General features: G+C 39.3%; 22 protein-coding genes. 21 read left to right on the forward strand and 1 reads right to left on the reverse strand.

Translation table 11 applies throughout. The annotated features are described in order from the left end of the window. Window positions 1-26: 26 nt before the first annotated feature. From pstS to tnpA, 21 genes are all read left to right on the forward strand, one after another. Window positions 27-1070: a phosphate ABC transporter substrate-binding protein PstS gene (gene pstS, locus ASU1_RS00555; protein WP_014990928.1), complete on the forward strand. Its 1044-nt coding sequence runs from the start codon at window positions 27-29 to the stop codon at window positions 1068-1070. Between the two features lie 137 nt (window positions 1071-1207). Then, window positions 1208-2305, forward strand: coding sequence for a porin (locus ASU1_RS00560; RefSeq protein WP_235189032.1), 1098 nt, complete (start codon window positions 1208-1210; stop codon window positions 2303-2305). 88 nt (window positions 2306-2393) lie between these two features. Then, window positions 2394-3341: a phosphate ABC transporter permease subunit PstC gene (gene pstC, locus ASU1_RS00565; protein ID WP_014990930.1), complete on the forward strand. Its 948-nt coding sequence runs from the start codon at window positions 2394-2396 to the stop codon at window positions 3339-3341. Next, window positions 3341-4192, forward strand: a complete 852-nt coding sequence (gene pstA / locus ASU1_RS00570) for a phosphate ABC transporter permease PstA (protein WP_014990931.1) — start codon at window positions 3341-3343, stop codon at window positions 4190-4192. Before pstC ends, pstA begins: the two co-directional genes overlap by 1 nt. 9 nt (window positions 4193-4201) lie before the next feature. Beyond that, window positions 4202-4981 (forward strand): phosphate ABC transporter ATP-binding protein PstB, encoded by a 780-nt coding sequence (pstB, locus tag ASU1_RS00575; RefSeq protein WP_014990932.1) that lies wholly within the window; start codon window positions 4202-4204, stop codon window positions 4979-4981. A 105-nt stretch (window positions 4982-5086) separates the two neighbouring features. Continuing rightward, entirely contained in the window at window positions 5087-5776 is a 690-nt protein-coding gene (phoB, locus tag ASU1_RS00580; protein ID WP_014990933.1) for a phosphate regulon transcriptional regulator PhoB, read from the forward strand. Further along, window positions 5776-7068 (forward strand): phosphate regulon sensor histidine kinase PhoR, encoded by a 1293-nt coding sequence (gene phoR / locus ASU1_RS00585; protein WP_014990934.1) that lies wholly within the window; start codon window positions 5776-5778, stop codon window positions 7066-7068. The genes phoB and phoR overlap by 1 nt, the downstream gene beginning before the upstream one ends. A gap of 77 nt (window positions 7069-7145) precedes the next feature. Beyond that, the gene (gene parE, locus ASU1_RS00590) at window positions 7146-9059 is read left to right on the forward strand and encodes a DNA topoisomerase IV subunit B (protein WP_014990935.1); all 1914 of its coding nucleotides are present in this window, start codon (window positions 7146-7148) and stop codon (window positions 9057-9059) included. 240 nt (window positions 9060-9299) lie between these two features. Further along, complete coding sequence (locus ASU1_RS00595; protein WP_039194777.1) at window positions 9300-10691, forward strand: DASS family sodium-coupled anion symporter; 1392 nt, start codon at window positions 9300-9302, stop codon at window positions 10689-10691. Window positions 10692-10935: 244 nt separating this feature from the next. Next, entirely contained in the window at window positions 10936-12333 is a 1398-nt protein-coding gene (locus ASU1_RS00600) for an SLC13 family permease (RefSeq protein WP_014990937.1), read from the forward strand. 134 nt (window positions 12334-12467) lie between these two features. Further along, window positions 12468-13856 carry an SLC13 family permease gene (locus ASU1_RS00605; RefSeq protein WP_179130575.1) on the forward strand — a complete coding sequence of 463 codons (1389 nt, stop codon included), beginning with the start codon at window positions 12468-12470 and terminating at the stop codon, window positions 13854-13856. A 156-nt stretch (window positions 13857-14012) separates the two neighbouring features. Then, window positions 14013-15188, forward strand: coding sequence for a phosphoglycerate kinase (locus ASU1_RS00610; RefSeq protein WP_014990939.1), 1176 nt, complete (start codon window positions 14013-14015; stop codon window positions 15186-15188). Window positions 15189-15338: 150 nt separating this feature from the next. Next, entirely contained in the window at window positions 15339-16415 is a 1077-nt protein-coding gene (gene fbaA / locus ASU1_RS00615) for a class II fructose-bisphosphate aldolase (protein ID WP_014990940.1), read from the forward strand. 124 nt (window positions 16416-16539) lie between these two features. Continuing rightward, a complete protein-coding gene (locus tag ASU1_RS00620) occupies window positions 16540-17334 on the forward strand; it encodes a peptide ABC transporter ATP-binding protein (protein WP_005621993.1) in 795 nt (264 codons plus the stop codon). 36 nt (window positions 17335-17370) lie between these two features. Then, window positions 17371-18066 (forward strand): AzlC family ABC transporter permease, encoded by a 696-nt coding sequence (locus tag ASU1_RS00625; RefSeq protein ID WP_148303527.1) that lies wholly within the window; start codon window positions 17371-17373, stop codon window positions 18064-18066. Continuing rightward, window positions 18063-18356 carry an AzlD family protein gene (locus tag ASU1_RS00630; RefSeq protein WP_014990942.1) on the forward strand — a complete coding sequence of 98 codons (294 nt, stop codon included), beginning with the start codon at window positions 18063-18065 and terminating at the stop codon, window positions 18354-18356. The genes ASU1_RS00625 and ASU1_RS00630 overlap by 4 nt, the downstream gene beginning before the upstream one ends. Before the next feature lie 159 nt (window positions 18357-18515). After that, window positions 18516-19154 (forward strand): nitroreductase family protein, encoded by a 639-nt coding sequence (locus ASU1_RS00635; protein ID WP_014990943.1) that lies wholly within the window; start codon window positions 18516-18518, stop codon window positions 19152-19154. Between the two features lie 100 nt (window positions 19155-19254). Next, complete coding sequence (locus ASU1_RS00640) at window positions 19255-19779, forward strand: TIGR00645 family protein (protein ID WP_005621999.1); 525 nt, start codon at window positions 19255-19257, stop codon at window positions 19777-19779. An 82-nt stretch (window positions 19780-19861) separates the two neighbouring features. Continuing rightward, window positions 19862-21232 (forward strand): glutathione-disulfide reductase, encoded by a 1371-nt coding sequence (gorA, locus tag ASU1_RS00645; protein ID WP_014990944.1) that lies wholly within the window; start codon window positions 19862-19864, stop codon window positions 21230-21232. 74 nt (window positions 21233-21306) lie between these two features. Then, a complete protein-coding gene (locus ASU1_RS00650; protein WP_014990945.1) occupies window positions 21307-21927 on the forward strand; it encodes a putative periplasmic lipoprotein in 621 nt (206 codons plus the stop codon). Between the two features lie 191 nt (window positions 21928-22118). Beyond that, complete coding sequence (gene tnpA, locus ASU1_RS00655; protein ID WP_014990946.1) at window positions 22119-22583, forward strand: IS200/IS605 family transposase; 465 nt, start codon at window positions 22119-22121, stop codon at window positions 22581-22583. Between the two features lie 111 nt (window positions 22584-22694). On the opposite strand, the gene ASU1_RS00660 is transcribed toward tnpA, so the two are convergent. After that, a complete protein-coding gene (locus tag ASU1_RS00660) occupies window positions 22695-23489 on the reverse strand; it encodes a TatD family hydrolase (protein WP_014990947.1) in 795 nt (264 codons plus the stop codon). Window positions 23490-23530: the final 41 nt, after the last annotated feature.

Consider the following 23530-nt stretch of genomic DNA (forward strand, 5'->3'; position numbering starts at 1 on the left):
GTTCAAACATCCATGAGGAGAACAATATGTTATTGGTCAAAGCAGCAAGAAAATGTGTAGTGATCGGGCTTTCATTAGGTGTGATGGCATCAAGTTATGCGGAAACGATTACGGGTGCTGGTGCTTCGTTTCCCTATCCGATTTATGCGAAATGGGCTTCACTTTATGAAAAAGAAACAGGCAATAAAGTGAATTATCAATCTATCGGTTCCGGTGGCGGTCAGCAGCAAATTATTGCTAACACGATTGATTTCGGTGCGTCAGATGACCCGATGAAAGCGGAATTATTGGCTCAACACAAATTATTACAATTTCCGGCAATTATCGGCGGTACGGTTCCGGTGGTGAACTTACCGGAATTTAAAGCCGGCGAGTTAAAATTATCCGGTACGGTATTAGCGGATATTTTCCTCGGTAAAATTACCAAATGGAATGATCCGGCGATTAAAGCATTAAATGAATCATTAAATTTACCGGAGAAAAACATTATTGTGGTACGCCGTTCGGACGGTTCTGGTACAACATTCGGTTGGACGAACTATTTATCTAAGGTTTCGCCGGAATGGAAAGAAAAAGTCGGAGAGGGGAAATCAGTTAAATGGCCGACCGGTCACGGCGGTAAAGGCAATGAAGGCGTTGCCGCTTATGTGAAACAGTTGAAGTATTCTATCGGTTATGTCGAATATGCTTATGCGAAACAAAATAATTTAGCCTGGGCTTCTTTACAGAACCAAGCGGGTAAATTTGTCCAACCGTCCCGTGACAGCTTTATGGCGGCGGCTGCAAATGCACAATGGGATAAAGCGAAAGGTATGGGCATTATGCTGACTAATGAAAGTGGTGAACATTCATGGCCAGTGACGGCGGCAAGTTTTATCTTGATTCATCAACAAGCGGAGAACCCAAAGGCAACCAAAGCAGTGTTTGATTTCTTTGACTGGGCATTTGAGAAGGGTAAAAATGCGGCATTAGAATTGGATTATGTGCCGTTGCCAAAGAATGTGGTAGAAAAAATTCAGCAAAAATGGCATGATCAAGTTAAAGATAAAGATGGTAAAGCGATTCGCTAATCATTAAATTGGAAAACAAGCGGTCGAATTTTAGGTTTATATTACAACCTTGAATTCGACCGCTTTCAATTTTATTAGCAAGAAATCAACATAAACTATCATCAATAATAAAAAATATTAGAGATTTTATGCATATTATGAAAAAGAATCTTTGGCTTATTGGTCTTGCAAGTGTGTATAGCTTAGAAAGCTATGCGCTTACAATTTATGAAAGGAATGGTACAACGCTCCGTTTTAGTGGTGAGATGAATATGGTATTGGAAAAACAATATTACCGCACACATCGTTATCCGCTAAATGAAACGCTAAATGAATCAATGAATACCAATTTAGCGAATAATGGCTCAGAAATCAGATTTAAGGCTAAGCATAAGTTATCTGATGAATTAAGTTTATTTGCTAGAGTCGGTTGGAATTTAAATAACTATGAAAAAAATGCTACTCGGGATAGATTCGGTGAGTTAAGTGTGCGTCGTGCTTATCTCGGTATTGAGCATCAAAAGTATGGGCAGTTAAGAATTGGGCGCCAATCTTTGTTTGCTAATGAGATTTCCGTCAGCGATTTTGATTATTCTGTAGGAAATAGTGAACGCCTTTTAGCTTATAGCGGTAAATCTGTTATTCGCTATGATTATACAGGCATAGAGAATCTACAATTAAGTAGTCATTATCATTTTTCAGAAAAGACCGATAGTTTTCCTAGACAATCGAATCGTAAGTTAAAAGACGGTGTCGGGATTGCCGGTTTATATGATATTTCATTAAATGACAGACAAGCATTTTCTATTGGCGCCGCTTATAGTTATGTAAATTACCTTGACCGAACTAATCAGCGTGCTTCTCAGGAAGGCGCTCAATTAAGTTTACTTTTGTTTTCGAAAAATTGGCTGTTCGGACTGGATACCGGTTTACGATATCGAAAACAACCGAATTTGTTTGAGGATGAAAAGTTATTTCTGATTAAATCAGGTATTAGATATGCTTATTCTGATCAAGGAAGTGTTTATACTAATTGTGCTTATAGTGTTGCTAAACGGCAAAACTTGAACTTAGAAGAAGAAATAGATCGGATTGTCAGAAGAAGTGCTGTATTTGGAACGGATTATAGTGTGCATCAAAATGTCAGTGCCTATTTAGAAGCGGGTTATGCGTATGATCTCGCTTACTCCGGCGGCAATAAATTAGAACAGGGTATAGAGAAAATTATTGCTTCTGGTTTAGAGATTTATTGGTAAACAGCAGGTTCTTTCCAGTCTTATTTTGTCATAAAACTGTCATATTCTTTTTTTAAAATAAACTCCAAAATAAACATTGGAGTTTTTTATGTCTAATAAACCAAGCTGTTTAAATCATCCTTTAGCAGAAGGCTTGTTTAAGCATACAACGCAATTTTTTGCTTGGCTTGTCTTTGCTATGTTGGCAGCTATTTTAATTTCATTAGTTATCGGTAGCTGGGAATCATTAACTCGATTTGGGCTTAGCTTTTTGTGGACAAGCGATTGGGATCCGAATAATGACAACTATGGTGCGGTTGTGCCAGTGATCGGTACTTTAATTTCTGCATTAATTGCTTTATTGATTGCGGTACCAATTTCTTTTGGTATTGCAGTTTTTTTAACCGAACTTGCACCTGAATGGTTAAAACGTCCGATTAGTGTTGCGGTTGAAATGCTAGCTGCAATTCCTTCCATTATTTACGGTATGTGGGGCTTATTTGTCTTCGTACCGCTTTTCCAAGAACATATCCAACCCACCTTAATTGAATTACTCGGCGATCTGCCACTTATCGGCGTACTGTTTTCCGGCGCACCTTTTGGTATCGGTCTGTTTACCGCAGGGCTTGTATTGGCAATTATGATTATTCCTTATATTGCTTCCATGATGCGAGAAGTATTCGGCGTTGTCCCGCCAATGTTGAAAGAGAGTGCTTACGGCTTAGGTTCAACCACTTGGGAAGTGGTTTGGAAAATCATTTTACCTTACACCAAAGCCGGTGTGGTCGGCAGTATGATGTTAGGACTCGGACGTGCATTGGGTGAAACGATGGCGGTCACTTTTGTTATCGGTAACGCATTTAATTTACCGGATTCACTCTTTTCACCGTCTGCTTCGATTGCATCCGCGATAGCGAATGAATTTAACGAAGCGACAGGCTTACAAAAATCGGCATTAATGGAATTAGGTTTAATCTTATTCTTAATAACTACGGTGGTACTCAGTATTTCTCGTTTAATGATTTTAAGAATGAGCAAAAAAGAGGGAAATAAATAATGCATCGTAATAAAAATGGGCGTTTTTACCGCCGTAAATGCATTAATAAAATTATGCTTTCAGTATCTTTCTTTGCGGTTGGATTCGGGCTGTTTTGGTTAGGCTGGATTTTATTTACCTTAATTCAAAAAGGGATTCCGGAGCTTTCATTAACGCTATTTACCTTACCGACACCGGCACCGAATGAAGCGGGCGGTTTGAGTAATGCGATTATCGGATCATTAATGATGTTGTTATTCGGAACTCTAATCGGCACGCCAATCGGCATTTTAGCCGGGACTTACTTAGCCGAATACGGACGCTATAGCAAATTAGCGAAAGTCACTCGCTTTCTGAATGATATTTTACTTTCAGCACCGTCAATTATTATCGGTTTGTTTATCTATGCGATTTATGTATCGCACGTCAAGCACTATTCAGGCTGGGCGGGCTCTTTCGCTTTGGCGTTGTTAGTGATTCCGGTGGTGGTACGTACCACCGACAGTATGCTGAATCTGATTCCGAATAATTTACGGGAAGCTGCAGTGGCGTTAGGTTGTCCGCAATGGCGAATGATTACCATGGTTTGTTATAAAGCGGCTCGTTCGGGAATTATTACCGGTGTGTTACTCGCAGTGGCACGTATCTCGGGAGAAACAGCGCCACTTCTGTTTACTGCGCTTTCAAACCAATTCAGTTCGTGGGATATGAATGGACCAATGGCAAACTTACCGGTCGTGATTTATCAATATGCGGCGAGTCCGTTCCAAGATTGGAATAATCTAGCATGGGCGGGAGCAACATTAATTACCGGGTTTGTGTTATGCCTCAATATTCTTACCCGTATCTTTTTTAACCAAAAACAACGATAAGGAAATGCAATGAGTAACGAATTAATTTCACTACAAGATACCAAAATTGCAATTAATCATTTAGATTTTTTCTATGGCGATTTCCATGCTTTAAAAAATATTAATTTACGTATTGCCAAAAATAAAGTTACTGCATTTATAGGTCCTTCCGGCTGTGGAAAATCGACTTTATTACGAACTTTAAACCGAATGTTCGAACAATACCCGAATCAAAAAGCGCAAGGGGAAATCTTGTTTGAAGGTGAAAATTTGCTAACCACTGAAACCGACATTGCCTTAATCCGTGCCAGAATCGGTATGGTGTTCCAAAAACCGACACCGTTCCCAATGTCGATTTATGACAATGTGGCATTTGGTATTCGTTTGTTTGAAAAATTGCCGAAATCAGAATTAAATGACCGTGTAGAATGGGCATTAACCAAAGCGGCATTATGGAACGAAGTCAAAAACAAATTACATCAGAGTGGCGACAGTTTATCCGGAGGTCAGCAACAACGTTTGTGCATTGCGCGTGGTATTGCGGTTAAACCGGAAGTCTTGCTGTTAGATGAGCCTTGTTCTGCGCTCGACCCGATTTCTACCATGAAAATTGAAGAATTGATTTGTGAATTAAAACACGATTACACGGTAGCGATTGTGACCCACAATATGCAACAGGCGGCACGCTGTTCGGATTATACCGCTTATATGTATTTAGGTGAGTTAGTCGAGTTTGGTGAAACCAAGCAAATCTTTGATAAGCCGAGATTCCAACGTACTGAAGATTATATTCGAGGTCGAATGGGTTAAATTTGTCTTGAATCGATTTAAACAAGCGGTTAAATTTTACTGAAATTTTGCCAATTTTTTGTCAAATTTGACCGCTTATTCATAGCAAAAGGGTAGGAGCAGAAGATGAATGAGAAAATTCTGATTGTCGAAGATGAAAAAGCGATTAGAGAGATGATTGCTTTGTTTTTATTACAGCAAAATTATCAGGTTATTGAAGCGGAAGACTATCAGAGCGCAGTGAAAAAATTGGATGAAAAACCTAAACTGATTTTGCTGGATTGGATGTTGCCGGGGCGTTCCGGTATCCAGTTTATTCAATATTTAAAAAAGTCGGAAGACACCACACAAATTCCTATCTTAATGCTCACAGCACGCAGCTCAGAAGACGATTGCATTACTTGCCTTAATACTGGTGCGGATGATTATGTCACCAAGCCGTTTTCTCCTAAAGTCCTTATCGCTCGTATTGAGGCGTTGCTGAGACGAACCTATCAAAATAACGATATGATTAATATTGATGATCTGATTTTAGATCAAAATGCCAAACGGGTAACTTTTCAGAAAAAAGAAATTAGTTTAAGCAGTACTGAATATAAATTACTACACTTCTTTATGACTCATCCGGAAAAAGTTTATAGTCGAGAACAATTGTTGGATTTCGTGTGGGGTAATGATATTTATGTGGAAGACAGAACGGTCGATTCGTATATCCGCCGTTTAAGAAAAAGTTTAGAACCATGCGGTTTTGAACGTTATGTGCAAACGGTGCGAGGCTCCGGCTACCGCTTTTCCAACCACTTTCGGGATAATTAATGAAAAAGGTCAAACTCTCTTTTAAGCACTTCTTTATTGAAACAGCGCTAGCGGCGGCAATTGCGTTTTTATTCGGATTGTTTGCGTGGCATTTCTTAACGTGGTTTGCTCTGATTTTAGTCTTATTGCTCATTTGGCATCACTATAATGAACAGCGATTATTGCATTTAATCGACCCGAATCGTAAAAGTAGCCGAAAGGTTTTAACTACATGGGAACATATTTCACAAACGGTCGCTTTTTATCAAAAACGTAACCGTCGAGAAAAAATTAAAACGCTGCGATTACTCTCCAAATTAAACAAGAACATTCAATATTTACCGGATGCTATCATTATTTGTCATCATGACGGTACCATTTTGTGGTGCAATAACGTTTCGCAAGAAATGCTAAATTTCTATTGGGATAAAAAACTCGAAAAGAGCGTGTTTAGCGTGATTTTTTATGAAGAGTTTAAAAAGTATTTTCATCAAAATAAGAAAAATCGACCGCTTGTATTAATGGATCGAGACGAGCGATATATCGAATTTCATTTAAATGATTACGATAGCGAAAGTTATTTAATTATTGCTCGTGACGTGACGCAAATGATTCGTTTACTACACTCCCGACAAACCTTTCTAACTAATATGAATCACGAACTGCGTACGCCGCTGACCGTATTGCGAGGTTATTTAGAATTGTTAGAAGGGCAAGCGGAAACCGAATTACAGCAAAAAAGTATTCAGGCAATGCAGTCACAGGCTAAGCGGATGGGAAATTTATTGGATCAGCTAAATTTATTGGCAAAAATCGAAACGTCTTCCAGTAAGGAACATTATGTGGTTGAAATGTCGGCAATGATTTTGGCATTACAAAAAAATGCGGATTTTTTAAAGCACAGTAAACAACAAATCATTTTTAATATCACCCCGAATATTACCGTACTAGGCGATGAAAATCAGCTGCAAAGTGCAGTGTCCAATTTGATTTATAATGCGGTCAAACACGCTGGTGACGGTGCGACTATTGAAGTAGATTGGCATTGGTGTAGTGAAGGTGCGGAGTTTAGCGTACGTGATAACGGGGTTGGGATTGAAGAAACGCACTTACCGCATTTAACCGAGCGTTTTTATCGAGTGGACGAATCACGCAGTAACCAAACCGGTGGCAGCGGCTTAGGGCTGGCGATTGTGAAGTATGCGTTGGAGCAACACGGTTCTCAATTACAAATCAAAAGCGAAGTAGGCAAGGGAAGCCAGTTTAGTTTTATCATCAAAAAATCTCTGCTTGGCGAAACAAAAAATCATTAAAACAGTATTTTTTACTCAACAAATGGGGAATTTGCCAGTAAAATGCCTGTTTTTCTGTCCATTAAGAGAGCTTAGTCATGTCTGATAAACGCTACGGTGCTGATGAAATTACCGTTTTAAAAGATCTTGAACCCGTCCAACTTCGTCCCGGAATGTACACCGATACCACTCGTCCGAACCATTTAGGGCAAGAAGTCATCGATAACAGTGTCGATGAAGCGTTATCCGGCTACGCCTCTCAAATTGACGTGATTCTCCATGCGGATAATTCATTAGAAGTGATTGATAACGGCCGAGGAATGCCGGTTGATATTCACTCTACCGAAAAAATTTCCGGTGTGGAGTTAATTCTCACTAAGCTACACGCAGGCGGTAAGTTTTCTAATAAAAACTACACATTCTCAGGCGGTTTACACGGGGTAGGGATCTCGGTAGTAAACGCTCTCTCGCAACGTGTAGAAATCAAAATTAAGCGTAACGGTGAAATCTATACGATTGCCTTTGAAAACGGGGTAAAAGTAGAAGAGTTAACTGTAATTGGCAGTTGTCCGAAAAAACAAACCGGTACTACCGTTCGTTTCTATCCGAACCCAAAATACTTTGATTCGCCGAGATTTTCGGTCAGTCGTTTACGTCACCTATTACGTGCCAAAGCGGTACTTTGCCCGAAATTAACCATTAATTTCGTTGATCATATCAATAACAATAGCGAAACTTGGTATTACGAAGACGGTTTATCCGATTATTTAAGCGAAGCGTTAAAAGAATTCGAATGTTTGCCGAATCCACCGTTTATTGGCGATGTTTCCTCTGAAACCGAAGCGGTAAGTTGGGCATTAACTTGGCTACCGGAAGGTGGCGAGCTATTGGCTGAGAGTTATGTGAACCTGATTCCGACTGCACAAGGTGGTACGCACGTAAACGGTTTACGTAACGGCTTATTAAAAGCAATGGTGGAATTCTGCGAAATTCATAATTTACTGCCGAAGAGCGTTAAATTAACCGCTGATGACGTGTGGAATCGCTGCGCTTATGTACTTTCGTTAAAAATTCAAGAACCGCAATTTGCAGGACAAACTAAAGAACGTCTTTCCTCTCGTCAGGCTTCCAGTTATGTGGATAGCACAATCAAAGATGCGTTCAGTTTATGGTTAAATCAAAACGTACAAACCGGTAAATTGATTGCTGAAATGGCGATTTCATCGGCGCAAAGCCGTTTGCGTGCGGCGAAAAAAGTGGTACGTAAAAAGTTAGTGAGCGGCCCTGCATTACCGGGGAAATTGGCAGATTGTACTTCGCAAGATTTAAGTCGTACCGAGTTGTTCTTAGTGGAAGGGGATTCTGCGGGCGGTTCGGCAAAACAGGCGCGAGATAAAGATTATCAAGCGATTTTGCCGTTACGAGGTAAAATTCTGAATACGTGGGAAGTGTCTTCCGATCAAGTGCTTGCCTCTCAAGAAGTTCACGATATTGCGGTAGCGCTTGGGATTGATCCGGATAACGATAATTTAGATGAACTGCGTTACGGTAAGGTATGTATTCTTGCCGATGCGGATTCGGACGGTTTACATATTGCGACTTTATTATGTGCATTGTTTTTGCGCCATTTCCCGAATTTAGTCAAAAACGGGCACGTTTATGTGGCAATGCCACCACTTTATCGGATTGATATTGGTAAAGACGAAGTACATTACGCCCTTGATGAAGCGGAAAAAGAAGCGATTTTAGCTCGTCTCGCCAAGAAAAAAGGTAAACCAAACGTACAGCGTTTTAAAGGTTTAGGTGAGATGAATCCAAGCCAATTACGTGAAACCACAATGGATCCGAGTACGCGTCGGTTAGTACAGCTTACACTTGATGAGTTGGATACAACCGAAGAAAACGAGCCGAATACCTTTGAAATTATGGATATGTTGCTGGCGAAGAAACGAGCGGAAGATCGTAAGCAATGGCTACAAAATCGCGGTGATGAAGCGGAGCTTAGTGTGTAGCTCTTGATAAAACAAGCGGTCGATTTTTACTGAATCTTTGCAATTTGGCAGGCTGAAATGTGAGAACTTTCCATTTGCAAAATATTAGCGAAAATCGACCGCTTGTATTGTTAGTGTGGTGTTAATAAAAAGCTAAAAATATTTTTGAAAAGGTTCACATTTTTCTTACATTTCTATTTCTTTCCTTAAAATTTTGTGTATAGTGCCTTTGCATTTTAATTGTCCTATTGTGGGGGCGCTATGGACGCAACTTCTTTATCTATCAAGAAAACCAACATGCGTAATAATGTCATTTTTATTGCGAATGTTGCATTGTTTTTCATTCTTCTCAATACATTACCTTTTGCGCCTGAAGCGAATAAAGGCTTAGCGTTATTAGTATTTGTTGCTGTATTGTGGCTCACTGAAGCTTTACATGTCACTGTAACAGCTTTACTCGTTCCAATTCTTTCGATTGCATTAGGATTGGTTAAATCTAAAGATGCATTAGTGGCATTTGCTGATCCGACAATTTTCCTTTTCTTTGGTGGTTTTGCCTTAGCGACCGCATTACATATTCAGCAATTAGATCGTCTCATTGCGAATAAAATTATGGCAATGGCAAAGGGTAAACTTTCTGTTGCGGTGATTTATTTGTTTGCGGTGACAGCATTCCTTTCAATGTGGATGAGTAATACTGCAACCGCTGCGATGATGTTACCGTTGGCGATGGGAATTTTAAGCAAATTGGATCGCTCTCAACATCATAATACTTATGTATTCGTATTACTGGGTATTGCTTATAGTGCAAGTATTGGTGGAATGGGAACCTTGGTTGGCAGTCCGCCGAATGCGATCGTGGCGTCACAATTGCATCTGTCATTTGCAGACTGGATGAAATATGGTTTACCGATTATGTTTATCTTGCTGCCGGTAATGGTTGGCGTGCTGTATGTCGTGTTTAAGCCTAAATTTAATGTGAAGTTTGAACAAACTTTTGAAAAAATTGAGCTTAATCGTGATCGTATTCTAACCTTGGTTATTTTCGTTTTCATTGCTTTAAGCTGGGTGTTTAGCTCTCAATTGAATCCGATCATTTCAGGTTTATTAGGGTTAAAAGGCAATATCGGTAGCTTTGATAGTATTATGGCAATGGTTGCTGCCGCACTAATTTGTATTACCCGTGTGGCAACTTGGCAACAGGTTCAAGAGAATACCGAATGGGGCGTATTATTCCTATTTGGTGGTGGTTTAACCTTGAGTGCGGTACTTGGTCAAACCGGTGCAAGTAAAATTATGGCGGATGGAATTGTTGCTTTAATTGACGGTAGCCACTTTTATGTAATTGGGTTAATTGTTGCTGCCTTTATTATTTTCTTAACCGAATTTACTTCAAATACGGCAAGTGCGGCGTTATTAGTGCCGATCTTTATCTCGATTGCACAAGCGCTTAATATGCCACCGCTTGGTTTAGCGTTAATCATTGGTTTAGGCGCAAGCTGTGCCTTTATGTTGCCGGTGGCAACGCCGCCGAATGCGATTGTATTCGGAACGGGACAAATTAAACAAAATGAAATGGTTAAAGCCGGTTTCTGGTTAAATATCATTTGTGTTGTGGTAATTGCTACTATCGGCTATGTATTTTGGTTATGATAGCGTAGTAAAAAAATAGCGAAAATTAACCGCTTGCGCCTTATTCTTCTGGTTTATATCTAACCTAGAATAGGGCGTTTTTTATATCTATTGGTTGTACCTGTTTAAATTTCTAACTAAAAATTATGATATATCTCATGTTTTTTTATTTTGGTTATTTTTTTGAAATGATTTTTTGATATAGTCACTTTGTTTTAAATAAATCGTAACATTCTAATCAAATTCGAAACATGAGGGTCATTGAATGTCTGAAGCTAAGCAATTTAAAGAAGATGTGGCTAAAAATCGTCGAAATACCATCATTTATATTCTTGATGTGATTTTATTTTTAGCATTACTTACCTTTTTACCTTTTGATCCTGCTCCGACTAAAGCGCTTGCTTTGCTTGCTTTTGTTGCAGTGTTATGGTTGACAGAAGCTATGCATGTAACAATTACGGCATTATTTATTCCGGTACTTTCCGTTTTGTTAGGATTGGTTGAATCTAAGCAAGCATTAGTGGCATTTGCTGATCCGACAATCTTCTTATTTTTTGGTGGCTTTGCATTAGCTACAGCATTACATATTCAAAAAATTGATAAACTAATTGCCAACAAAATTATGGCGCTTGCCAAAGGCAATTTATTTGTTGCTGTGCTCTATCTTTTCCTTGTGACAGCCGTGCTTTCAATGTGGATGAGTAATACCGCAACCGCCGCAATGATGTTACCGCTAGCCTTAGGTTTATTAAGCAATATGGATAAAGAACGAGATCACAACACATTTGCTTTTGTCATTTTAGGTATTGCGTATAGTGCAGGTCTTGGCGGTATGGGGACTTTAGTAGGTAGCCCTCCGAATGCGATTGCGGCATCACAATTAGGTATCGGTTTTGCCGAGTGGCTCATGTATGGCTTACCAATGGTAGCGATTTTATTACCGATGGCATTAGTGGTGCTATATTTTAACTTCCGTCCGAAGTTTTCCGGTAGTTTTGAATATCATGCGGAAGATATTCCGATGAACCGTAAACGTCTTATTACGCTCAGTATTTTTGTTGTGATTGCACTTTGTTGGGTTTTCGGTCAACAAGTAAATAGTTTTATTTCGCCTCTTTTAGGTTTATCAAAAAATATTGGTAGTTTTGATAGTATTGTTGCGATGATTGCAGCTCTTGCTTTATGTGCTTCACGTGTCACCACTTGGAATCAATTACAAGAAGGAACTGAGTGGGGCGTGTTGTTCTTATTCGGTGGCGGTTTAACCCTAAGTTATGTGTTAAGTCACACTGGCGCGAGTAAAATCATGGCAGAAGGTATCGTTTCATTAATTGAGGGGAAACACTATTACATTATTTGCTTAATTATTGCGGCGTTTATTGTGTGTTTAACCGAATTTACGTCAAATACGGCAAGTGCGGCATTGCTTGTACCAATTTTTATCTCCATTGCAGAGTCATTAAACCTTGATCCTCGTGCATTTGCTTTAATTATCGGTTTTGGTGCTTCATGTGCCTTTATGATGCCGGTGGGTACGCCGCCGAATGCGATTGCATTTAGTACGGGTATTGTAAAACAAAGCGATATGTTACGTTCGTATAAACTTAGTATCGTTTGTATTCTAGCCATCTCTCTTATCGGTTATTTCTTTTGGTTGAAATAAATTGATTGAATTCTGAAAAGCGTAGCGTATCGGCTACGCTTTTTTGTTTTACCTCTTTACTTTTGATAAAAATACGCTATTGTCGAATTTAGCGTCTATAAAAGACCAATATGCAAACAATAAGAGGTATAACTATGTCAAAAACAACTAAAAGCCCAATAAGGGGCATGATAATTTTATTGCTGGATCTGATACTGTTTTTTGCGTTGATTAAATTACTACCGTTTAATCCGCAAGAGAATCGAGGACTGGCATTGCTTATTTTTGTCGGCATTTTATGGCTAACCGAAGCTTTCAATATTACTGTTACCTCTTTAATGGTGCCTATTTTTGCCATTTTCTTGAATGTCTTATCGACTAAAGCGGCTTTCGCTCCTTTCTCTGAGCCTATTATCTTTATGTTTTTTGGTGGTTTTGTTATTGCCGCCGTACTTAATTTACAGAAAATTGATTTATGGATTGCTAATCATGTGATTCGTTTAGCTAAAGGTAATTTAAAACTTACCATTATCTATTTATTCGGCGTAACGGCTGGGCTTTCATTATTTATTAATAATACGGCAGTTGCGGCGTTAATGTTGCCTTTAACACTTGGGATTTTGCATCAGTTAGATTTCCAACAACATCGCAGATTATATGTATTTGTACTACTTGGCATTGCGTTTAGTTCAAGTATCGGGGGGATGGGAACATTAGTAGGCTCTGCTCCAAATGCGATTTTAGCCTCTTATATTAAGGTGTCATTTTCTGAATGGCTCGCTTATGGAATGCCTGTTGCCGTGTTATTAATGATTGCGATGGTGTTTTCGTTATTAGTGGTGTTACGACCGAACTTTAACGTACCGTTTGAAGTAAAAGTTGAACAAATTCCATTAACAGTACAACGTTTGACGACATTAGTTGTTTTTTGTATAACGGCAATCTTATTAACCTTCAGTAGTATGATTGAGCCATTATTACGTCAGGCATTGGAATTAAAGGAGTCAATTAAAAGTTTTGATGCAGTGATCGCAATGATTGCTGTTGTCGTGCTTTGTATTACGAATACGGCTACTTGGGCACAGATTCAAGAACGTGCCGAGTGGGGCGTATTAATGTTATTCGGTGGCGGGTTAACCCTTGGTATCGTGTTGAAAGATACCGGTGCAAGTAAAATTCTGGCTGACGGTATCGTAAACTATATCGGTAATAAACATTGGCTGATTATGACGCTTTCTATGGCGGCGTTTATTGTGTTTTTAACCGAATTTACTTCAAATACCGCAAGTGCTGCGTTAATGATGCCGATTTTTATTTCGGTCGCAAATTCTTTAGGCTTACCGCCGATTTCACTGGCTGCAATTATTGCTTGCGGTGCTTCGGCAGCATTTATGTTGCCGATCGCAACTCCGCCAAATGCGATTGTTTTTGCTACCGGTTATATTAAACAAAGTGAGATGGTTAAAGTCGGATTACTTATGAATCTTGCTTGTGTATTAATTATTGGCTGCTTGTCGTATTTCTTCTGGACCACTTGGTGGTAGCACTCCATTTGGAGTCTGGCAGGTCAAATAAGCGGTCAAAAATTGGCTGTTTTTTGCAAAATTATGCAAGAATTTGATCTACATTCGCCCAAAATGGGTAGAAAATGATATAATCATGCTGTTTTATTTTTGAAACTTAAAAAAGAGGAACTTACTATGTCAGTTATTAAAATGGCAGACCTTGATCTTGCTGGCAAACGTTTATTTATCCGTGCTGATTTAAACGTACCGGTAAAAGATGGCAAAGTGACATCTGATGCACGTATTCGTGCAACCATTCCTACCTTAAAATTAGCATTACAAAAAGGTGCTAAAGTAATGGTAACTTCTCACTTAGGCCGTCCAACTGAAGGTGTATTCGAAGAAGCAAACTCTTTACAACCTGTAGTTGATTATTTAAATGCATCAGATTTAGGTGTGCCGGTGCGCTTAGTACGTGACTACTTAGACGGTGTTGATGTTGCGGAAAACGAAATCGTAGTGCTTGAAAACGTACGTATTAATAAAGGTGAGAAGAAAAACGATCCTGAACTTGCGAAAAAATATGCAGCGCTTTGTGATGTATTCGTAATGGACGCATTTGGTACGGCACACCGTGCGGAAGGTTCTACTTACGGTGTTGCACAATTTGCACCGGTTGCATGTGCTGGCCCGTTATTAGCGGCAGAATTAGATGCATTAGGTAAAGCATTAAAAGAGCCACAACGTCCGATGTTAGCAATCGTAGGTGGTTCAAAAGTTTCTACTAAATTAACTGTTTTAGACAGCCTTTCAAAAATCGCAGACCAATTAATCGTTGGTGGCGGTATCGCAAATACTTTCATCGCAGCAGAAGGTCACGCTGTAGGTAAATCTTTATATGAAGAAGATTTAATCCCTGAAGCAAAACGTTTAGCTGCAGCAACCAATATCCCCGTTCCAGTTGATGTACGTGTAGGTACAGAATTCTCTGAAACCGCTCCGGCAACAGAAAAAGCGGTATCTGAAGTTCAAGCAGATGAATCAATTTTCGATATTGGTGACAAATCAGCAGAAGAATTAGCAAATATCATCAAATCTGCAAAAACTATTCTTTGGAATGGTCCAGTTGGCGTGTTTGAATTCCCTAACTTCCGTAAAGGTACTGAAGTGATTTCAAACGCAATTGCAGAAGCAACGGCAAACGGTGCATTCTCTATTGCGGGCGGTGGTGATACATTAGCGGCAATCGATTTATTCGGTATTGCAGATAAAATCTCTTATATTTCAACAGGTGGCGGCGCGTTCTTAGAATTCGTAGAAGGCAAAGTATTACCGGCAGTTGAAATCTTAGAGAAACGTGCAAACGGCTAATTCTTTACTCCCCCTCTTTGAAAAAGAGGGGGCTGGGGGGAGATTTTACAAGCGGTGATTTTTCTCTGATTTTTTACAAATCTCCCCTAACCCCTCTTTACTAAAGAGGGGAATAATTTTGAATTTATTAACACTATAGGAAACTCAAAAATGGCATTATTAGACATCGTAAAACCGGGTGTAGTAACAGGCGACGACGTTCAAAAAGTATTCGCTTATGCTAAAGCAAACAATTTTGCAATTCCGGCGGTAAACTGTGTAGGTTCTGACTCTGTAAATGCAGTATTAGAAACAGCAGCGCGTGTAAAAGCACCCGTTATCGTTCAGTTCTCTAACGGTGGTGCACAATTCTATGCAGGTAAAGGTATCAAACCAGCATCAGGTGCTCGTGCAGATGTTTTAGGTGCAATCGCAGGTGCGAAACACGTTCACGCGTTAGCAGAAGAGTACGGTGTACCGGTAATTCTTCATACTGACCACGCTGCGAAAAAATTACTTCCATGGATTGACGGTTTATTAGATGCGGGTGAAAAACACTTTGCGGAAACAGGTAAACCTTTATTCTCTTCTCACATGATCGACCTTTCAGAAGAGCCAATGGAAGAAAACATGGCAATCTGCCGTGAGTACTTAGCTCGTATGGATAAAATGGGTATGACACTTGAAATTGAAATCGGTATTACCGGTGGTGAAGAAGATGGTGTTGACAACTCAGATGTTGAAGAGTCTAAATTATATACTCAACCGGAAGATGTTTTATACGTTTACGACCAATTAAACCCAGTAAGCCCACGTTTCACTGTTGCCGCTGCATTCGGTAACGTACACGGTGTTTACAAACCGGGTAACGTAAAATTAAAACCTTCAATCTTAGGTGCATCACAAGAGTTCGTTTCTAAAGAGCGTAACCTTCCTGCGAAATCAATCGACTTCGTATTCCACGGTGGTTCTGGTTCATCACGTGAAGAAATCCGTGAAGCGATCAGCTACGGTGCGATCAAAATGAACATCGATACAGATACGCAATGGGCGTCTTGGGATGGTATTCTTCAATTCTACAAAGCGAACGAAGCATACTTACAAGGTCAATTAGGTAACCCTGAAGGTCCAGATTCTCCAAACAAAAAATACTACGATCCACGTGTTTGGTTACGTAAAATGGAAGAATCTATGTCTAAACGCTTAGAACAATCTTTCGAAGATTTAAACTGTGTAAACGTTTTATAATTTCAGATTGTAAAAAGTTAACCAAAAAAGACCGCTTATCGGCGGTCTTTTTCATTGATAATTGAAAAAGGATAATCAATAATTATTCGTTCAAATTATCTTTTTTCTATTATCTATTACTGTTATGGCATTATTAGAAATTCAAAATCTCAGTAAACGTTTTACTGACCGAATAAGTTTATTTCGCAAGCAAGATTTTTATGCGGTAAAAGAGGTCTCTTTTAGCTTGAATAAACGTGAGACGCTGGCGATTATTGGTGAAAACGGTGCGGGAAAATCGACTTTATCAAAAATGATTGTCGGTTTAACGAAACCGACTTCCGGAAGTATGCTATTTCGTGGCAAAAAATTAAAATTTGGCGATTATCAATTCCGTACCCGTCATATTCGAATGATGTTCCAAGACCCGAATTATGCTTTTGATCCTAACTATAACATCGGGCAAATCTTAGATGCACCGCTACGTTTGGCAACAGATCTCAGTGAAGCCGAACGTAATGAACGTATCTTTCATATCTTAAAATTAGTCGGAATGTATCCGGAACACGCCTTAATTCATATTAAAGACACCTCAAGCAGCCAGAAACAACGTATTGCTTTGGCTCGGGCGCTGATTTTAGAGCCTGAAATCCTGATTGCGGACGATACGTTAAGTACGCTGGATTTCTCGGTGAGAACACAATTAACCAATTTAATGCTTACTCTTCAAGAGCGTCTTGGTATTTCTATTATCTATGTCGGACAGAATTTAGGTTTAATTAAGCATATCGCTGATAAATTAATGGTTATGCATGAAGGGGAAGTGGTAGAGTATGGTAAAACCAAAGACCTCCTGCTAAACCCACAAAGTGCGATTACCGCCCGTTTAATTGAAAGCCATTTTGGCAAGCAACTTACACCGGAAGCTTGGGCTGAATAGCCTTCTTTCATACATTAATAAAATAAAAAATTACTTATGCAACATCATGAATTTTTCCGTGGCGTAAAGGAAGTCTCTCCGATGACACTTGGCTTTATTCCATTAGGGCTTGTGCTTGGCGCTCAAGCTTCACAAAAAGGTATGCCGTTTTACGAAATCGGCTTGTTAACGGGTTTGAATTTTGCCGGCGGTTCGGAATTTGCTGCCGTGAATCTTTGGGCTCATCCGCTTGCCATCAGCGTTATTGTTGCCGTTTCAATGTTGATTAATAGCCGTCATATTATTATGGGGGCGGCGTTATCTCTTTATATGAAAAATATCGGTCGTTTGAAATCGCTTGGCTTACTCTTTTTTATGACGGACGAAGTATGGGCGATGAATTTAGCCGATGCGCAGAAACGCCCGCAAAAAGCAATTAGTATTCCCTATTATATGGGAACGGCAATCAGCCTTTATATTATGTGGGTGAGTTCCAGTATGTTAGGTGCTTATATCGGGCCTTTTGTTGGTGATCTGGAAAAATACGGTTTCGATATGTCTTTTACCGCCATCTTTTTAGTAATGTTAAAAGGAATGTGGAAGTCGTTTTCATTTGCTCGACCATGGTTTGTTAGTCTGTTGGTAGCGGGATTGGTTTTCCATACGGTTGAGGGCGCTTGGTATGTGCTGGCAGGCGCATTGTCGGGGATTTTATCTGCCTATTTCTTTGCCTCAAGGGAGGATAAAGAATGACCTCGAGCGTTTTTCTTACGATTATTTTAATGGCATTCTCAACCTATCTTACCCGTATCCTTGGTTTTCTAGTGCTGCGAAATCGAAAATTAAGCCATACGACAGAGAAAGTGATGGAGGCGGTTCCCGGCTGTGTTTTAATTTCTGTTATTGCCCCGACCATCATGTCCGGTGATATTGCCAATACGATAGCGGTAATCCTGACTTGCTTGGCAATGATGAAATTTTCCTTATTTCCAACGGTGATTATTTCGATTGTTGCAACCGGCTTCTTACGCGCAATCTTCTAGCTGAACAAGCGGTTAAATTTGCGAAAAAATTTGCAAATTTAACCGCTTGTTTGGTTTTTGATCTAGTTCATAAAAAGTTTTAAATACCTCATTTAGACTATTTCTCTTTATTTTAGCTAAACGTACACTGATAAAAATAATTTGTAGAAGGAATGAAAAATGGAACTCAAGAATGTTATTGAACAGCGCAAAACCATCAAAGTTTTTAACCCTAACGTAAGCATTGAGCGCCAAGATCTAGAAGAAATGTTAGCGCTGGCACAGCTTGCGCCCTCTAAAGCGAATTTACAACCATGGCGTTTTGTAGTGGTGGACGATGTGGTACAAAAAAGTAAATTACTGGGTTCTGTTGCATTTAACGCACCACCGTGTGAAACGGCTTCGGCAGTGATTTTAGTGCTAGCGGATTTACAATATCAGCTATTACTGAATGATATTTTAGAACGTTCGATTGAAACCGGTTGTTTACATGTTCAATTTAAGCAACGTTCATTGGATTTTCTGCTCGGGGTACATAATGCCTCAAGCGAACAAGATATCCGTGACCAAGTGGTGACAGATACCAGTTTAGCGGCCATGCAGTTTATGCTGATTGCCAAAGATAAAGGCTATGATACTCATGCGATTGGGGTATTTGATCGCCCTGCCGTATTGGATGTACTTGAGGTAGATGCCGAGCGCTATTTGCCGGTGATGTTATTAGCGATTGGTAAGGCGGCAACGGCGGCACTACCGAGTAGCCGTTTACCTTTGGAATATACGGTTTCTTGGAATAATGGGAAAGGCTTTAAAAAGTAATTGTAATATTTGTTAAACAAGCGGTCTGATTTATTAAAACTTTTGCAAAAAGTTGTTAAAATTAGCCCGCTTTTTTATTGATTGCTTATATTGAGGAAGTATGCAACCTGTGAATAATTCAATTTTGAATAAAATTATTTTTGCAAGCCGTTGGCTACAATTACCGATTTATTTAGGCTTAATTGTTGTGCAAGGTATTTACGCTTATAAGTTTATGAAATCACTTTATAACTTAATCGTAAACCTTGGTGTCATGGACGAAAATACGATCATGTTAACGGTATTAAATCTCATTGACGTGGTGATGATTGCTAACTTATTAATTATGGTAATTGTCGGCGGTTATGAAACATTCGTGTCAAAACTTCATGTGGATGATCATCCGGATCAACCTGAATGGCTTCATCATGTGAATGCTTCGGTATTAAAAGTGAAATTGGGGATGTCGATTATTAGTATTTCTTCTATTCATTTACTGCAAACCTTTATCAATGCGGCAAATTTAGATGAAAAAACCATGCAATGGCAGGTGATTATTCATGTGACGTTCTTGATTTCAGCAGTAGCAATGGCTTATACGGATAAGATTTCGCATTCGTCAGCAGTTAGCTCAAAACAGCATTAAACCTATCACAATAATTTAATGCATTTTTACAAAAAGCGGTTAGAATTAAACCGCTTTTATTTTATTTATAGTAGGGAAGATTATGACAAAACATTATGACTATTTAGCCATTGGTGGCGGCAGCGGTGGTATTGCTTCAATCAATCGTGCGGCAAGTTATGGTAAAAAATGTGCGATCATTGAAGCGAAATATCTCGGCGGTACTTGTGTGAACGTGGGCTGTGTGCCTAAAAAAGTGATGTTTTACGGTGCGCATATTGCAGAGGCGATTAATAGCTATGCGCCGGATTACGGTTTTGATGTGACAGTAAATAATTTTGATTTTGCGAAATTAATCGAAAGTCGTGAAGCCTATATTTCTCGTATTCATACTTCATACAACAATGTCTTAGCTAAAAATAATGTTGATGTGTTTAACGGTTTTGCTAAATTTGTTGATAGCAAAACGGTTGAGGTGACGTATGCAGATGGCACTACCGAACAAATTACTGCAGATCATATTTTAATTGCAACCGGTGGTCGCCCGTCTATTCCGGCGGTTAAAGGGGCTGAATTCGGTATTGATTCGGATGGTTTCTTTGCATTACGTGAGTTACCGAAACGTGTTGCGGTAGTCGGTGCCGGTTATATTGCGGTTGAAATTGCCGGTGTATTAAACAGCTTAGGTTCTGAAACGCATTTATTTGTGCGTCAACATGCACCGTTACGTAATCAAGATCCGCTTATCGTTGAAACGTTAGTGGAAGTATTAGCGCAAGACGGTATTACGCTACATACTCAAGCGATTCCGCAAGAAGTTAGTAAAAATGCTGACGGTTCATTAGTATTAAAATTAGCGGATGGTAGAGAAACAACAGTTGATTGCTTAATTTGGGCGATTGGTCGTGAACCGGCGTGCGATAAAATCAATCTTGATGTAGTAGGTGTGAAAACCAACGCTAAAGGTCAGATTATCGTAGATAAATTCCAAAATACCAATGTGCCGAATATTTATGCGGTCGGCGATATTATTGAAGGCGGTATTGAATTAACACCGGTAGCTGTAGCAGCGGGGCGCCGTTTATCTGAACGTTTATTTAACAATAAACCGAATGAACATTTAGATTACAATTTAGTGCCTACGGTGGTATTTAGCCACCCACCTATCGGCACGGTCGGCTTAACCGAGCCACAAGCAATAGAGCAGTATGGTGCTGAAAATGTAAAAGTGTATAAATCTTCATTTACGGCAATGTATACTGCTGTAACACAACACCGTCAGCCTTGTCGAATGAAGTTAGTCTGTGTTGGTAAAGACGAAAAAATCGTTGGCTTACACGGTATCGGTTTCGGCGTTGATGAAATGATCCAAGGATTTGCAGTCGCGATTAAAATGGGAGCAACAAAAGCTGATTTTGATAACACTGTGGCTATTCATCCAACAGGATCAGAAGAATTTGTAACTATGCGCTAATTATAATAATATATGAGGTAAGTAAACCTTTTGTTTACTTACCTTTTTTTGTCTTATTAGGAATGAAATTTAAAATGAAAAACTTATTAGCCGTTTTAGGGGTAAGTTTTCTCTTAGCTGGATGTTTTGATGATCCGAAAAAGCAGGATGCTGATTCTAGTCAAACGCCCGTAGAGCAAAAACAGCCTCAAACAGGAGAAAAATCTTCAGAGCAGAGGAGCGAAGAAAGTAAAACATCTTCGGAAAAAGTTGATAAATCTGAGAAAACTGCCGACGCAGATCACAAGAAAGATAAATCAGCAACTCATCTTGAAAAAGAAGAGAAAGCAGAATTAGTAAAAACCAATAAAACTGCTGGCTCAAGTAAAATTATTGAAAAACGCCATAAGCCGGAAAAGAGCGTTACGAAAAAATCATTTGTTGCAGTATCTCATGACGCGAAGCTTGAGAATAAAACAAAGCATTCAGTAGCAAAATCTAAATCAGCTAAGCGTCGCCAAGATGTTAACGGTACTTATGAGAATGGTAAATTGGTAAGTAACTTCTCTCCGGAAGAGTTACGAGTTGGTGCGCAAGTGCCAATGTCGGATAATGAAATTCGCCAACAAAAAATGCAATGTCGTTATCCATTTATGTCTCAGCAAGAGATCGCAGAGAATAATTGTGGTGTAAAAACCGTGACGATTTCCTATTAATTGGTCTGTTATCGAATAAAAAAGAGGGCAAATTTTTGCCCTCTTTTTTATTTATAGCTAGACAACGTCTAGCTATAAAAACCATACGCTATGCGTATGGAATCAAAGAGCTTAAGCGGCGAGCAGAATAAAAAATCCTCCTATAATGAATCAGGCTGGCAACCAAAATTCAACATATAGGAGGAGAAGTCATGGCAAGTAAATCCAATGACGATTCAAGTCTATCACACACAAAGTGGAACTGTAAGTATCATATTGTTTTTATCCCGAAATACAGGAGAAAGACAATTTATGGAAAGTTACGTATAGATATAGGCGGCATATTAAGGCAATTATGTAACTACAAAAATGTAGAAATCCTCGAAGCTCACGCGATGAAAGATCATATTCATATGCTAGTAAAAATACCGCCCAAATTAGCCGTATCAAGTTTTATGGGCTATCTGAAAGGAAAATCTTCACTGATGATATTTGAAAGGCATGCGAATTTGAAATATAAGTATGGGAACAGAAACTTTTGGGCGAAAGGATACTATGTCAGTACGGTAGGTTTAAATACAAAAGTTGTTGAAGAATATATCAGGAATCAAGAGAAGGAGGATATGGTTTCGGATAGTTTATCGAAGAAAGAATATATAGACCCCTTTAAGGGGTAAGCTATAGTGTCATTGTGCTGTTGTCAGTCTTTCACATGCCCCTTGAGGGGCTTGTGAAGTCCTAGGCCCTTATAGGGGAGCCTAAAAACCGCCCGTTTTACGGGCGGATTGTTATTTATACCAAAATAATTTCTCACTGGTTTGCCAGATGGACTCGGCAATTTCTTGTGGTGATTCATCGCGTAATTCACAAAGAGATTGGAAAGTCACAGCCAATCGCTCTGGACGGTTTGGTTTTCCTTGAAAGCCAAATACAGGCATATCGGGCGAGTCAGTTTCCAGTAATAAACTTTCTAAAGGCAGCTTACGAATAGCCTCTCTGGTTTTATTGGCTCTTGCGTAGGTGATTGTACCACCCACCCCAATTTTATAACCTAAATCAACAAAGCGCTTTGCTTGGTCATAACTTCCAGCAAATCCGTGAATTACTCCCGTATGCGATAATTGGGCTTTTTTCAGAAAGACCGAAAGTTGGTCATGGCTTTTCCGAGAATGTAAATTTACCGGTAAATTAAACCGCTTGGCAAAACCAAGTTGTGCTTCTAAATATTCACACTGCTTATACCAAAGTTCGGGGGTACAAAGTGTTTCTACCGCTCTTTCTAAACCAATTTCCGCAATTGCAGTACATTGTGGATCTTGTTGTGCTAATAACGATTCTAAATAATCTAAATGAACCGTTTGGTGTTGTTGAATATAAAGCGGGTGTAATCCTAAGCCGTAAACCAAATGTTTCGGTGCTTGCTTAGCACAAGCGGTCACTTTTACAAAATTTTTTGCAAATACCGACACAATTAAAATACGAGTGACATTTGAATGTTTGGCATTTTCAACAAGTTGAGTAATGGAAAGGTTGACGCTTTCTGCTACATAATCCAGATGAGTATGGGTATCGAAGAATTGCATATAAGAGAATGGTTGAAATAAAAAAGCGAGGAAATTATCCT

Origin of the sequence: Actinobacillus suis ATCC 33415, assembly GCF_000739435.1 — a bacterium.
Classification (GTDB): Bacteria; Pseudomonadota; Gammaproteobacteria; order Enterobacterales; family Pasteurellaceae; genus Actinobacillus; species Actinobacillus suis.

Excerpts from the sequence above, each read along its gene's own strand:
- pstS (WP_014990928.1), top strand. The coding sequence starts at position 27 with ATGTTATTGGTCAAAGCAGCAAGAAAATGTGTAGTGATCGGGCTTTCA.
- ASU1_RS00560 (WP_235189032.1), top strand. The coding sequence starts at position 1,208 with ATGAAAAAGAATCTTTGGCTTATTGGTCTTGCAAGTGTGTATAGCTTA.
- pstC (WP_014990930.1), top strand. The coding sequence starts at position 2,394 with ATGTCTAATAAACCAAGCTGTTTAAATCATCCTTTAGCAGAAGGCTTG.
- pstA (WP_014990931.1), top strand. The coding sequence starts at position 3,341 with ATGCATCGTAATAAAAATGGGCGTTTTTACCGCCGTAAATGCATTAAT.
- pstB (WP_014990932.1), top strand. The coding sequence starts at position 4,202 with ATGAGTAACGAATTAATTTCACTACAAGATACCAAAATTGCAATTAAT.
- phoB (WP_014990933.1), top strand. The coding sequence starts at position 5,087 with ATGAATGAGAAAATTCTGATTGTCGAAGATGAAAAAGCGATTAGAGAG.
- phoR (WP_014990934.1), top strand. The coding sequence starts at position 5,776 with ATGAAAAAGGTCAAACTCTCTTTTAAGCACTTCTTTATTGAAACAGCG.
- parE (WP_014990935.1), top strand. The coding sequence starts at position 7,146 with ATGTCTGATAAACGCTACGGTGCTGATGAAATTACCGTTTTAAAAGAT.
- ASU1_RS00595 (WP_039194777.1), top strand. The coding sequence starts at position 9,300 with ATGGACGCAACTTCTTTATCTATCAAGAAAACCAACATGCGTAATAAT.
- ASU1_RS00600 (WP_014990937.1), top strand. The coding sequence starts at position 10,936 with ATGTCTGAAGCTAAGCAATTTAAAGAAGATGTGGCTAAAAATCGTCGA.
- ASU1_RS00605 (WP_179130575.1), top strand. The coding sequence starts at position 12,468 with ATGTCAAAAACAACTAAAAGCCCAATAAGGGGCATGATAATTTTATTG.
- ASU1_RS00610 (WP_014990939.1), top strand. The coding sequence starts at position 14,013 with ATGTCAGTTATTAAAATGGCAGACCTTGATCTTGCTGGCAAACGTTTA.
- fbaA (WP_014990940.1), top strand. The coding sequence starts at position 15,339 with ATGGCATTATTAGACATCGTAAAACCGGGTGTAGTAACAGGCGACGAC.
- ASU1_RS00620 (WP_005621993.1), top strand. The coding sequence starts at position 16,540 with ATGGCATTATTAGAAATTCAAAATCTCAGTAAACGTTTTACTGACCGA.
- ASU1_RS00625 (WP_148303527.1), top strand. The coding sequence starts at position 17,371 with ATGCAACATCATGAATTTTTCCGTGGCGTAAAGGAAGTCTCTCCGATG.
- ASU1_RS00630 (WP_014990942.1), top strand. The coding sequence starts at position 18,063 with ATGACCTCGAGCGTTTTTCTTACGATTATTTTAATGGCATTCTCAACC.
- ASU1_RS00635 (WP_014990943.1), top strand. The coding sequence starts at position 18,516 with ATGGAACTCAAGAATGTTATTGAACAGCGCAAAACCATCAAAGTTTTT.
- ASU1_RS00640 (WP_005621999.1), top strand. The coding sequence starts at position 19,255 with ATGCAACCTGTGAATAATTCAATTTTGAATAAAATTATTTTTGCAAGC.
- gorA (WP_014990944.1), top strand. The coding sequence starts at position 19,862 with ATGACAAAACATTATGACTATTTAGCCATTGGTGGCGGCAGCGGTGGT.
- ASU1_RS00650 (WP_014990945.1), top strand. The coding sequence starts at position 21,307 with ATGAAAAACTTATTAGCCGTTTTAGGGGTAAGTTTTCTCTTAGCTGGA.
- tnpA (WP_014990946.1), top strand. The coding sequence starts at position 22,119 with ATGGCAAGTAAATCCAATGACGATTCAAGTCTATCACACACAAAGTGG.
- ASU1_RS00660 (WP_014990947.1), bottom strand. The coding sequence starts at position 23,489 with ATGCAATTCTTCGATACCCATACTCATCTGGATTATGTAGCAGAAAGC.